Below are 12,287 nucleotides of genomic sequence, written 5' to 3'. Positions count from 1 at the left end.
TTATCACATCACACTTGTAACTTTCGCGCCACGTTGTAGACTTTACATCGCCAAGGTTGCTCTATAACGCCAGATAAACTGGCCGAGTAACAAACGAGGGCTCAAACCTTGGCGAAGGAATTTAACCAAGGGCTTAAAACAGCTTTAAAGCTCATTGCCTATTTGGATGATAACGAGGCGCAAAATGAAAAAGACAGCTATCGCATTAGCAGTGGCACTGGCTGGTTTCGCTACCGTAGCGCAAGCCGCCCCAAAAGATAATACCTGGTACACCGGTGCTAAACTGGGCTGGTCCCAGTACCATGACACTGGTTTCTACGGCAACGGTTACCAGAATGGTATCGGCAATGGTCCGACCCATAAAGATCAACTGGGTGCTGGCGCGTTCCTGGGTTACCAGGCGAACCAATACCTGGGCTTCGAGCTGGGCTATGACTGGCTTGGCCGTATGCCTTACAAAGGCAGCGTGAACAACGGTGCTTTCAAAGCACAGGGCGTTCAACTGGCAGCTAAACTGAGCTACCCAATCATCGACGATCTGGACATCTACACTCGTCTGGGTGGTATGGTATGGCGTGCAGATTCCAAAGCTAACTACGGCAATGGCACTCGTCTGAGCGACCACGACACTGGCGTTTCTCCGCTGGCTGCAGTGGGTGTTGAGTACGCACTGACCAAAAACTGGGCTACTCGCCTGGACTACCAATTCGTTAGCAACATCGGTGATGCAGGTACTGTCGGCGCACGTCCAGACAACACCATGCTGAGCCTGGGTGTTTCTTACCGTTTCGGTCAGGATGATGTTGTTGCTCCAGCACCAGCTCCGGCTCCAGCTCCAGTTGTTGAAACCAAGCGTTTCACTCTGAAGTCTGACGTGCTGTTCAACTTCAACAAATCCACTCTGAAAGCAGAAGGCCAACAGGCTCTGGATCAGCTGTACACTCAGCTGAGCTCCATGGATCCTAAAGATGGTTCTGTTGTAGTTCTGGGTTACACCGACGCCGTTGGTTCTGACCAGTACAACCAGAAACTGTCTGAAAAACGCGCTCAAAGCGTTGTTGACTACCTGGTATCTAAAGGTATTCCTTCAGACAAAATCTCTGCACGTGGTATGGGCGAAGCTGATTCCGTCACTGGTAACACCTGTGGCTACAAAGCTGGCCGTGCTACCAAAGCACAGATCGATTGCCTGGCACCAGATCGTCGCGTAGAGATCGAAGTTAAAGGTATCAAAGACGTTGTAACTCAGCCACAAGGCTAAGCTACCACTCTTAGTAAAAAACCCCGCTATGCGGGGTTTTTTTTCGCTCAAAATCAGCGTAACTGGCTACGTGCCCCCTTTCAAGGAATCACGGAACGGGGACTTACTGTTCGTCTTTACCGAGAATGGCTTTTAAATCCTGTTTCAGCGATGACATCTGACTGGCATACTTCTCTTTACGTTCCGCATCTTCAATCAACTGAACCACGGTTTCTGACAAAGTCACGCCACGGCGACGAGCCAGGCCGGCCAAACGCTGCCAAACCAAAAACTCCAGATCGATAGATTTTTTACGCGTATGTTGGTGTTCTGCGTTAAAATGACGTTTACGCCGTGCGCGGATCGTCTGCTTCATCCGGTTATCCAGTTCCGGATTCATATGGTGGCTAATCCACGTCAGCACTTTTACCGGCTCATTTTCCAGCTTCAGCAGCTCTTCAATGGCTTCCTGAGCAACGCTGTTTTCAATGTGGCGGGTAATAGCTTCCCCTTCCCGGTGCTTCTTCACCAGGTACTTCCATTTCCAACCGCTCTCCAGATTTTCCAGTTGCTGATATTTCATCGTGAGCTCTTCAGTGACCGCGTAACTTTAATTAAGCATAACAGCTTTACGCCGAATTTCCCCGGCAATTCCCCCGCTTTTAGACTGTTTTTTGCACAGTCATCGCGCGATGTCAAACTCCCTGACACCAACTACGACTCTGCATGTATCAAGCTGTCATTATTCTTGTATAATCGCCCTTTCCCTTTTTGACGATTGCATCTAACACTTTGACCAATAACCGACTTGAATGGCAATCACTGTTGCCGGACGTTACGCCTTATCAAGCGATATTTGATACCGCCGCGCAGTTGGCGCCCGTGTCCTTTGCTTCCATTCAGCCTCGGCTGGAAAATGCACTGACGCTGTTTTGCCATCCACAGTCGCCACCGCGTTTCATGCTGTTGAAAGCGCAGGAAACGCGTGAGTATCTGGCATTGATAGCCCAGGCAGTTGAGCAACTGCAACCGCAGAATACCGCGTTTAAGGGCAGTCACTATGTGATCCAGGGCAGCAAAGTCAGCGTTGAACCCGCAAGCCAGGGTGATGAAGCCTTTGCGGCCGGTGGCGCCTGTGTGTTTCAGGAGTGGATTGAGCCGGAGCAGCTGTTTGGCTGCGTCAGGATCCACAACAATGAAATCAGCTTGCAACCTGGCCTGGTGCATAAAGCCAACGGTGGCGTGCTGATCCTGTCGGCACGTTCCCTGCTGGCTCAGCCGTTACTGTGGCTGCGGTTGAAGCAAATGATCACCCAGCGCCAATTCCATTGGGTTTCCCCGGATGAAACGCGACCGCTGCCGATTGCCATTCCCCCGATGCCGTTGGAATTACGGCTAATCGTTGTGGGCGATCGCCACGGTCTGGCCGATTTCCATGATATCGAGCCGGAGCTGAGCGAGCAGGCGGTCTACGGCGAATACGAAGAAGATCTGCAACTCACCGAAATCGATGACATGGTGCAATGGTGTGGCTACGTCAATGCCCTTATCGACGAGAAGCAATTACCACCGCTGGCCGCCGATGCCTGGTATCCGTTAATGGTTCAAGCCGTGCGTCACAGCGGCGATCAGGGCAATCTGCCGCTCTCCCCGCTGTGGATCAGCCAACAACTTTCTGAAGCGGCGCTGTATGCCGAGGAAGAGAGCATCACCGCCAAAGCATTCGAAGCCGCATTGAATGCCCGCGAGTGGCGTGAAAGCTACCTCGCAGAGCGGATGCAGGATGAAATTGAGCTGGGCCAAATCCTGATTGAAACCGAGGGGGAAGTCGTCGGCCAGATCAACGGCCTGTCGGTGTTGGAATATCCTGGCCACCCACGCAGCTTTGGCGAACCATCTCGCATCAGCTGTGTGGTGCATCTTGGCGATGGCGAATTTACCGACGTCGAGCGCAAAGCCGAACTTGGCGGCAATCTGCATGCTAAAGGCATGATGATTATGCAGGCGTTCCTGATTTCCGAACTGGAACTGGACCAGCCGCTGCCCTTCTCGGCTTCAATCGTGTTTGAGCAATCTTACGGCGAAGTGGATGGCGACAGCGCCTCACTGGCCGAGTTATGTGCGCTTATCAGTGCACTCTCGTCGCAGCCAATTACCCAGCAAATTGCGGTAACCGGCTCCGTCGACCAATTCGGCAATGTACAGCCTATTGGCGGCGTCAACGAGAAGATCGAAGGCTTTTTCGAAGTTTGCCAACGTCGCGGTTTGACAGGCAAACAGGGCATCATCATGCCCGCTACCAACGTGCGCCACCTGTGTCTACGCCAGGACGTAGTCGATGCGGTGCGCGAGGGGCAATTCCATCTGTGGGCCGTCGACAGCGCCGCAGAGGCCTTGCCATTACTCACCGGTTATCCTTACTCTGATGAACAGCAACCTAATCTGTTGGCTGCGATTCAGGAACGGATTGCACAGGTGAATCCGCAGGAACGCCGGCGCTGGCCGTGGCCACTTCGTTGGCTCAACTGGTTCAACCACGGCTGATCGGACTTGTTCAGCGTACACGTGTAAGCTAATCTGCGCCCTTCATTAAAATAAGGTTTACTGAGAACATGGTAGAAAAACGCGACTCCTATACGAAAGAAGACCTCGAAGCATCCGGCCGTGGCGAGCTGTTTGGCGCCGGCGGCCCGCCGTTGCCGGCAGGTAACATGTTGATGATGGACCGCGTGGTCAAGATGACCGAAGACGGTGGTACCCACAACAAAGGCTATGTGGAAGCGGAACTGGATATCAATCCTGACCTGTGGTTCTTCGGTTGCCACTTTATCGGCGATCCAGTGATGCCAGGCTGCCTGGGTCTGGATGCCATGTGGCAGTTGGTAGGCTTCTACCTCGGCTGGCTGGGTGGCGAAGGCAAAGGTCGTGCGCTGGGCGTGGGTGAAGTTAAATTCACCGGCCAGGTATTGCCGACTGCGAAGAAAGTCACCTACCGCATCAACTTCAAACGCGTGATCATCCGTAAGCTGATTATGGGTGTGGCAGATGGTGAAGTTCTGGTCGACGGCCAGGTGATTTACACCGCCAGCGATCTTAAAGTGGGCCTGTTCAAGGACACTGCTGCGTTCTAATCGCAGTCACGGCGGCCCTTCCCGGTCGCCGTTTTATTTCCCCGCCGCTAGTATGCCCTGTGCTTTAAACCCCAGGTTCATGGCGGCTAAATAGTAACTACAATTATTGTAGTTACCAGGAGGTATGCCATGCAGAAAACCCGTTTTGACAACATGCCATGCCCAGTAGCCCGCTCACTGGACCGCGTGGGAGAATGGTGGAGTATCCTGATTCTTCGCGATGCGTTCCATGGCCTATCGCGGTTTGATGAATTCCAGCAAAGCCTGGGGCTTTCGCCCACCATATTGACCCGCCGCCTGAGATACCTGGTGGAAAGCGGTATCCTGCATAAGCAGCGATATCAAACCCGGCCGATACGGTATGAGTATCTGCTCACCGAACGCGGCAAGGATTTCTTCCCAGTGCTCGCGGCCCTGTTCCATTGGGGAAATACCCATCTGGCCGATGACGGCATTAGCGCGGAACTGGTCGACCGCCGTACCGGGCAGCCAATACGCGTAGAACTGATCGACAGCATTACCCGGCAGCCTATCGCGCTGCATAATATTACCTTAGCGCCAGGGCCGGCAGCGACCGACGGTATGCGCCAACGCGCGGCCCTGATGCAGCAGAACCTTTCTGCATTCCCCCCCGAATCATCCAAGGAGTCACTATGAACAGTCGTCGTATAGTCATTACCGGCATGGGCGCCGTTTCGCCACTGGGATGCGGCGTAGAGGCTATCTGGCAGCGTCTGCTGAATGGCCAGTCCGGTATTCGTCCGCTCCCGGAAGAGATCGTTGCCGACCTGCAGGTTAAAATCGGCGGGCAGGTGCCTTCACTGGAGCAGGATGCCGAGGCAGGTTTTGATCCCGACAGCTCCGTACCGCCAAAAGACCAAAAGAAAATGGACCGCTTTATTCTGCTGGCGATGGCGGCGGCCGATGAGGCCATTCGTCAGGCAGGCTGGACAGCGGATACGGAAGATAAGCAGGAGCGCACCGCAACCGTGATTGCCTCCGGTATTGGTGGCTTTCCGGCGATTGCTCACGCGGTGCGCACCACCGACAGCCGGGGAGCCAAACGCCTTTCGCCATTTACCATTCCTTCGTTCCTGGTCAATCTGGCGGCCGGTCATGTGTCTATTAAGCACCAGTTCAAGGGCCCGATCGGCGCCCCCGTTACCGCTTGTGCAGCAGGCGTCCAGGCTATTGGTGATGCGGTACGCATGATTCGTAACGATGAGGCCGATATCGCGCTGTGTGGCGGTACAGAAGCCGCAATCGACACCGTCAGCCTCGGGGGCTTTGCCGCAGCGCGCGCCATGTCCACGACGTCACCTGAAGAGGCAGAAAAAGCCTCCCGGCCATTCGACAGTGCCCGCAACGGTTTTGTCATGGGGGAAGGTGCCGGCATGTTGGTTATTGAAACGCTGGAACATGCGCTGGCGCGTGGTGCCACACCACTGGCAGAAATTGTCGGCTACGGTACCAGTGCCGATGCCTACCACATGACCTCCGGTGCTGAAGACGGTGACGGCGCCTATCGCGCAATGAAAATTGCGCTGAAACAGGCCGGTGTCACACCGGAGCAAATTCAGCACCTAAATGCCCACGCGACCTCAACACCCGTCGGTGATTTGGGTGAGATCAACGCCATTAAACACCTGTTCGGTACCGGGGGCAGCATAGCCATCACGTCGACCAAATCCGCTACGGGACATTTACTCGGGGCTGCAGGCGGGCTGGAAACCATATTTACGGCGCTGGCATTGCGCGATCAGATCGCACCAGCCACGCTGAATCTGGATAATCCAGACCCGGCGGCCGAGGGGTTACATTTGGTGGCCAATAAAGCGCAACCAATGACCATCAACTACGCGCTGTCGAACGGCTTTGGCTTTGGCGGCGTGAATGCGAGTATCTTGCTGAAACGCTGGCAGGGATAAGACCGTTTAAACAAAAACCTCCGCCCGGAGCGGAGGTTATTCCTTTTTTTTGACAGAGAGCCGCTTAAGCGGTCACAGCCCTGTCTTCCATGGCTTCTCGCCAACCTCCCAGCCATTGAGACCGGGCGTCCACAGATGATTGGTAGGGACAATATTCCCTAGAACGCCCTAAGATACCTGCCTGATAACCTCGTGAATGCGCCCTTTCCAGACGATCGCGTTTCTGTCTCTTCATGCCTCGTTTCCCTCATATTTGGTCTGGTGGAAAGAAAACAATGGCTGCTTTTTGTGCAGCCACGTATAAGCAATAGCGCTAAATGAAGGGAAGATCAATGCGCAAAATTCACGCCAATGTCATATTTGTGAGCTACACACGCAGAATTGGCTAAGTGGCTGATATGCCGGGAAAGAGGTTAACTGATTGAAATAAAATAAAAATCCCTCCCGACGAAAAGTTTTAATATTTTTCATCGGAAGGGATTAGACCTTTTTAGTCCAAATTATGACTAAAAACGACCGGCCTGCGAGGCGATGGACTGCGCCTCTTGCTGCCAGCCTTGCGCCAAGGTACGGACTAACGCATCGTAACCATCCTCGCCCTGTTTCAGCTCCAGGCTGAATGGCCGTTTGGTCAGCTTGCCTTGATGACTCAGCACCCATTCGCCACGAATAATCGCCTTGCCATCAAAACGACCATGGAAACCGCTGACCGTCACGTTCAACACATCCTGATCGCTACTCATCGGCTGGGAGGAGACCACCCAGCCCGGCAATGCGCTGCTCAGGTTAGTGACCAGCGTTTGCTGCAGCTGCTGGTCGAGCGGGCTGGCCCACAGATTATTCTGAGCAATAACGTACTGCACATCATTGGTTTGATAAACCACGCCGTTCTGCGCCAGATAATCCGCCACGGTGACGTGTTCCAACCACAGTTGGCGAGAAGTCTCACCGCCGCTCACCTGTGTCGGCGCACCCAGCGCCGGCAGTTGGTAGTAGGTTTTCTGTGGTGTGCTGCTACAGGCGCTGAGTACCAGCGCCAGGGCTACAGGAATCCATTTCATCATTTATTGGCCTTCTTCGGCTGAGGATCGTTACTGCCCGCGGCTTCAAATACCAGCGCGTTGCTCTTTTCATTCAGGGTGCGCAGCACTGGCTGCAACTCACGCAGCACCTGATCGAGACGTTGCATATCGCCGACCATCTTGTTGTAGGCCGGTGAACCTGGCTGGAAGCCTTTCATGCTGCGATTCAGCTCCTGCAGCGTTTTTTGCATATCCTGCGGCAGTGCCTTCATCTCTTTACTGGCGATGATGTCGTTCAACGATTTCATGGTCTGTTGCGTCGACTTCATGGTTTTCTGACTTTCCGCCAGGGTCTTGGTCGCTTCGTTGATCATCGGATTCAATGGCATCGCGTTGATCTTATCCAAGGTCTGCATCAGTTTCTGTTGGATCTGCGCCAAACCGCCGCTCGTGGTCGGCATCAACGGATAGCCAAACAGCTCACGCGGCCCTTTCCACGGTTTCTCCTGCGGATAGAAATCCAGATCGATGTACAGTGAACCGGTTAGCAGGTTGGCAGATTTCAGCGCAGCACGCATACCGCGAGATTCAGCATCTTTCAGATGGCCTTCAATATCGAAATTGCCGCCCAACTGTTTTTGGAAACGATCGGGTTCGATGCGGATCAGCACCGGGATCCGGTAGTCGTTATCCAGACGCTGCATCATACCTTCTTTATAGAATGGTACTTGCGCCACGGTCCCCAAACGGATACCGCGGAACTCAACTGGCGCACCCGGCTGCAGGCCACGGATCGAGTCGGAGAAGAACATAAGGTAATCTTTGTGTACGGTGTACAACGAATCCTGGATGCTGCGTTGGTTATCGAACAGCTGATATTCGGTTTTCTCTTTTACCTGCTCACCGCGATCCCAACCGTCCGGCACGTCAAAGCTGACGCCACCGCTGAACAGCGTAGCCAGAGACCCCATTTCTACCCGCATCCCCTGCGCGGACATGTCGAAGGCCACGCCGCTGTCTTTCCAGAAGCGAACGTTGCTGGTCACCAGTTGGTCGTAAGGAGCGGAGACGAACAGCTGATAGCGCATGGCGCGCATTTTCGGATCAAAATAGCTGGTCTCTACCGAGCCAACGCGGTAGCCACGGAACAATACAGGATCGCCGGCATTCAACTGACCCGATTTCTCACTGTCCAGTATGATGCGCAAACCTTTGGCGTCCGGAGAAGCCAACGGTGGTGCATCCAGCAGTTGGTAATCGTTTTTCTCTTTACCTTTTTTGCCCGGCTGCAGCTCGATGTAAGCACCAGACAGCAACGTACCCAGACCGGAAATGCCTTCACGGCCAATCTGCGGTTTCACCACCCAGAAGGCGGTATCCTCGCGCAGCAATTTCTCCATGCCGGAGTTTAACCGAGCCTGCACCACCACCTTGCTCAGGTCATCGCTCAGGGTCACGGTTTCCACTACACCGACGTCAACGCTACGGCTGGTGATTTTGGTTTTACCCGCTTCCAGCCCTTCAGCGGTTGTGGTGACCAGCGTCACCTGAGGCCCCTGGTGGCTGAAATGGTAAAACAGGATCCAGGCGCCGATCAGCGCAGTGACGATGGGGATAATCCACACCGGCGACCAGCGCTTGATCTTTTCAACGTCCGCGACGCTATGATTATTTTCCGTCACCTTGCGGCTCCTTTTTTATTGTTTCATTTACGCGATCCCAGGTCAGCCGGGGGTCAAACGTCATGGCAGCAAACATAGTGAGGATCACCACCATGGCGAACAGCAGTGCGCCAGTAGCAGGATAAATACTCATCAATTGTCCCATCCGTACCAATGCCGAAAGCACGGCAATCACAAACACGTCGATCATTGACCAGCGGCCAACGAATTCAACCACTTCATAAATCAGGTGCATCCGTTCGCTGTCAGCCCGGGGTTTATGCCTGCCGTTAGCATCCCAGCACAACCAGCCAATCGCCAACATTTTCAACGAAGGCACCATGATGCTGGCGATGAAGATCACCATGGCCACCGGATAAGATCCCTCGCCCCACAGCAGGATCACCCCGGCCATGATGGTAGAGGTGATTTTGTTGCCCAGGGCTTCGGTAACCATAATAGGCAGCAGATTAGCCGGAATATACAGCATGATAGAGGTGACAAGCAGTGCCAATGTCCATTGCAAACTGTGGCGACGACGGACATAACCTTTGGTGTGGCAACGCGGGCAACGGGTCATCTCGGCCGGCAGAATCGCCGTACAGCATTGGCAAGAGCGCAGGCCCTGGCGCAACCCGATGTGCCCAACCTGCATTGGACGATCCAGCCGCGGTGCAGGTTCAATGTCATTCCATAACCAGCGGCGATCGACACATTGGAAGGCACGCACCTGCAGCAGGCAGAACAGGCAATAAGGCACAAAGCTGCTGCCGATACCGATATCGCCATAGGCCATCAGCTTGACGAAGCTGACCAACACCCCTGCGAGGAAAATCTCCACCATGCACCAGGTTTTAAACTGGAACAGCATCTTGGCCATCCACTCTTTCAGGCCAAGGGGGATACGCACTCGGGCACACAGAACAATGATTGCCACCATGCAGAACGCAGGGATCAACTGTACGAACACCATAAACAACGTGGCCATGCTGGCGTAGTCTTCCGCCACCATCACCTGCGGGATCTGGATCAGTTTGATTTCGTTACCGAGGCCGGCAACGCGCATATTGATAAACGGGAAAATATTCGCCAGCAGCAGCATGAACAATGCGCTGAGGGCATAGCCAATTGGCCGCTTGCGCGGTTCCTGCCAGCGGGAGCTGAGAGTCGTTTTACAACGTGGACATACCGCTTTTGAACCATATGCCAGCGGCGGCAATGCCACCAACATATCGCATTGTGGACACAGCATCAGATTGTCCTGTTGCTGTTTTGCGTGTGTTGCGTGACTGTGCTGCTCGTGATTCTCGTGGGAACACACCATAATCCTCCTTAACAACGTTGCTCACCGTTACGGCAATACCGTCCGCAGCAGCGCGCGGACGGTATTCTCAACGGTTAGCCGTTTTTCATCGCTTCCAACTCTTCCCAACGGGCGAAGGCTTCTTCCAACGCCCCTTCGGCGGCGGCCAGCGCCGTCAACACCTGTTGTGTTTCGCTGTGAGGGCGCGTGAAGAAATCAGCATCGCTCATTTGCGCCTGCAGTGCTTCAATTTCCGCTTCCAGCTGTTCAAGGCGTTGCGGCAACTGTTCCAGTTCGCGTAACAAGTTATAGCTCAGTTTAGCCGCCGGTTTCTTGGGCTGTTCAGCCTTTTTCTCCGCCGCCGGCTTATTCTGTTCAGCCGCAACCTGACGAATAGGTTTTGCCGTTGCGCGCTGGTGGTGCGCATCGTAATAACCGCCGACAAAGGTGCTGATCTCGCCGTTGCCTTCAAAGATCCAGCACTCGGTCACGGAGTTGTCGACGAATTGACGATCGTGGCTCACCAGCAGCACGGTGCCCTGATAGCCATCGATCAACTCTTCCAGTAGCTCCAGCGTTTCGACGTCAAGATCGTTGGTTGGTTCATCGAGAATCAATAAGTTGCTTGGCTTCAGGAACAGCTTGGCCAGCAACAGACGGTTACGCTCGCCGCCTGACAATGCTTTCACCGGCGTCATGGCGCGTTTCGGGTGGAACAGGAAGTCCTGCAGATAACCCAGTACATGGCGGGAACGGCCATTGACCATCACTTCCTGCTTGCCTTCTGCCAGGTTGTCCATCACCGTGCGTTCCGGATCCAGTTCGGCGCGGTGCTGGTCGAAATAGGCTACTTCAAGCTTGGTGCCGCAGTGTACGCGACCGCTGTCGGCCTTCAACTGGCCAAGCATCAGCTTCAGCAAGGTCGTCTTGCCGCAGCCGTTCGGACCGACCAGGGCAATCTTGTCGCCGCGCTGCACCTGAGCGGAGCAATTGCGCACCAGCACTTTGCCGCCGACCTGATAGTTGACGTCTTCCATCTCGAACACGATCTTGCCGGAGCGTACCGCTTCTTCAACCTGCATTTTGGCGGTGCCCATCACTTCACGACGTTCTGAACGCTCGTTACGTAACGCCTTCAGCGCACGTACGCGGCCTTCGTTACGGGTACGACGCGCCTTGATGCCCTGACGGATCCACACTTCTTCCTGCGCCAGCTTGCGGTCGAATTCGGCGTTTTGCAGCTCTTCTACCCGCAGCGCTTCTTCTTTGCTCAGCAGATACAGATCATAATTGCCCGGCCAGGACACCAACTTGCCACGGTCGAGATCGACAATGCGCGTCGCCATGTTGCGGATAAAGGAACGGTCGTGGGAAATGAACACGATGCTGCCCTGGAACTCTTTCAGGAAGCCTTCCAGCCAGTCGATGGTGGTAATGTCCAGGTGGTTGGTCGGTTCGTCCAGCAGCAATACGCGTGGAGAGCTGACCAGCGCACGCCCCAGCGCCGCTTTACGCAGCCAACCGCCGGACAGCGAGGAAAGCTCCGCGTCCCCGTTCAGGCCCAGCTGCAGCAACACTTCGCTGATGCGGCTGTCGAGTTGCCAAAGCCCCTGGTGATCGAGGATTTCCATAATCTGCGCCATACGCGTCAGGTTTTTTTCGCTCGGATCGGTTTCCACCAGGTGCGAAATCGCGTGATAGGCCTTCAGGTGTTCCGCCTGTTCGGCCACGCCTTCGGCCACGAAATCGAATACTGTCCCGCCGATATTGCGCGGGGGATCCTGTTGCAGACGCGCAACGATCAGATCTTGCTCGTAAATCACCCGGCCATCGTCCAGCGGAATTTCTTTACCGAGGATCTTCAACAGCGTGGATTTACCTGCGCCGTTGCGCCCAACCAGACAAACGCGTTCGTTGTCTTCAATATGAATTTCGGTGTTATCTAAAAGCGGCGCATCGCTGAAGGACAGCCAGGCACCGGACATGCTGATTAACGACATAG

General features: G+C 54.5%; 11 protein-coding genes. 5 read left to right on the top strand and 6 right to left on the bottom strand.

All coding sequences use genetic code 11. The features are described 5' to 3' along the window. Positions 1 to 184: 184 nt before the first annotated feature. Positions 185 to 1,261, top strand: coding sequence for a porin OmpA (gene ompA / locus NR114_RS02685; protein ID WP_020826172.1), 1,077 nt, complete (start codon positions 185 to 187; stop codon positions 1,259 to 1,261). A 103-nt stretch (positions 1,262 to 1,364) separates the two neighbouring features. Here ompA and matP read toward each other — a convergent pair whose 3' ends face one another. Continuing rightward, complete coding sequence (gene matP, locus NR114_RS02680) at positions 1,365 to 1,823, bottom strand: macrodomain Ter protein MatP (RefSeq protein ID WP_041415290.1); 459 nt, start codon at positions 1,821 to 1,823, stop codon at positions 1,365 to 1,367. Between the two features lie 209 nt (positions 1,824 to 2,032). On the opposite strand from matP, the gene NR114_RS02675 reads away from it, so the two are divergent. From NR114_RS02675 to fabF, 4 genes are all read left to right on the top strand, one after another. After that, a complete protein-coding gene (locus NR114_RS02675; RefSeq protein ID WP_170868509.1) occupies positions 2,033 to 3,784 on the top strand; it encodes a Lon protease family protein in 1,752 nt (583 codons plus the stop codon). 68 nt (positions 3,785 to 3,852) lie between these two features. Further along, positions 3,853 to 4,371 (top strand): bifunctional 3-hydroxydecanoyl-ACP dehydratase/trans-2-decenoyl-ACP isomerase, encoded by a 519-nt coding sequence (gene fabA / locus NR114_RS02670; protein WP_012006178.1) that lies wholly within the window; start codon positions 3,853 to 3,855, stop codon positions 4,369 to 4,371. A 129-nt stretch (positions 4,372 to 4,500) separates the two neighbouring features. Beyond that, positions 4,501 to 5,028: a helix-turn-helix domain-containing protein gene (locus tag NR114_RS02665; protein WP_115059242.1), complete on the top strand. Its 528-nt coding sequence runs from the start codon at positions 4,501 to 4,503 to the stop codon at positions 5,026 to 5,028. Then, positions 5,025 to 6,299, top strand: a complete 1,275-nt coding sequence (gene fabF / locus NR114_RS02660; RefSeq protein ID WP_048761940.1) for a beta-ketoacyl-ACP synthase II — start codon at positions 5,025 to 5,027, stop codon at positions 6,297 to 6,299. The genes NR114_RS02665 and fabF overlap by 4 nt, the downstream gene beginning before the upstream one ends. A gap of 64 nt (positions 6,300 to 6,363) precedes the next feature. Here fabF and rmf read toward each other — a convergent pair whose 3' ends face one another. The 5 genes from rmf to NR114_RS02635 form a co-directional block, all read right to left on the bottom strand. Then, positions 6,364 to 6,534, bottom strand: a complete 171-nt coding sequence (gene rmf / locus NR114_RS02655; RefSeq protein ID WP_071827009.1) for a ribosome modulation factor — start codon at positions 6,532 to 6,534, stop codon at positions 6,364 to 6,366. Between the two features lie 271 nt (positions 6,535 to 6,805). Continuing rightward, on the bottom strand, positions 6,806 to 7,363 hold the full coding sequence (gene pqiC, locus NR114_RS02650) for a membrane integrity-associated transporter subunit PqiC (RefSeq protein ID WP_044549599.1): 558 nt from the start codon (positions 7,361 to 7,363) through the stop codon (positions 6,806 to 6,808). Beyond that, positions 7,360 to 9,003: an intermembrane transport protein PqiB gene (pqiB, locus tag NR114_RS02645; protein WP_020826166.1), complete on the bottom strand. Its 1,644-nt coding sequence runs from the start codon at positions 9,001 to 9,003 to the stop codon at positions 7,360 to 7,362. Before pqiB ends, pqiC begins: the two co-directional genes overlap by 4 nt. Continuing rightward, entirely contained in the window at positions 8,990 to 10,306 is a 1,317-nt protein-coding gene (pqiA, locus tag NR114_RS02640; protein ID WP_020826165.1) for a membrane integrity-associated transporter subunit PqiA, read from the bottom strand. Before pqiA ends, pqiB begins: the two co-directional genes overlap by 14 nt. 74 nt (positions 10,307 to 10,380) lie before the next feature. Next, the gene (locus NR114_RS02635; RefSeq protein WP_256813984.1) at positions 10,381 to 12,285 is read right to left on the bottom strand and encodes an ABC transporter ATP-binding protein; all 1,905 of its coding nucleotides are present in this window, start codon (positions 12,283 to 12,285) and stop codon (positions 10,381 to 10,383) included. Positions 12,286 to 12,287: the final 2 nt, after the last annotated feature.

The organism is Serratia sp. Ser99, assembly GCF_024519545.1.
GTDB classification, from domain to species: domain Bacteria; phylum Pseudomonadota; class Gammaproteobacteria; order Enterobacterales; family Enterobacteriaceae; genus Serratia; species Serratia liquefaciens.
The sequence above is the reverse complement of the archived record's forward strand: the minus strand, read 5'-3'. Positions and strand labels throughout refer to the sequence as shown.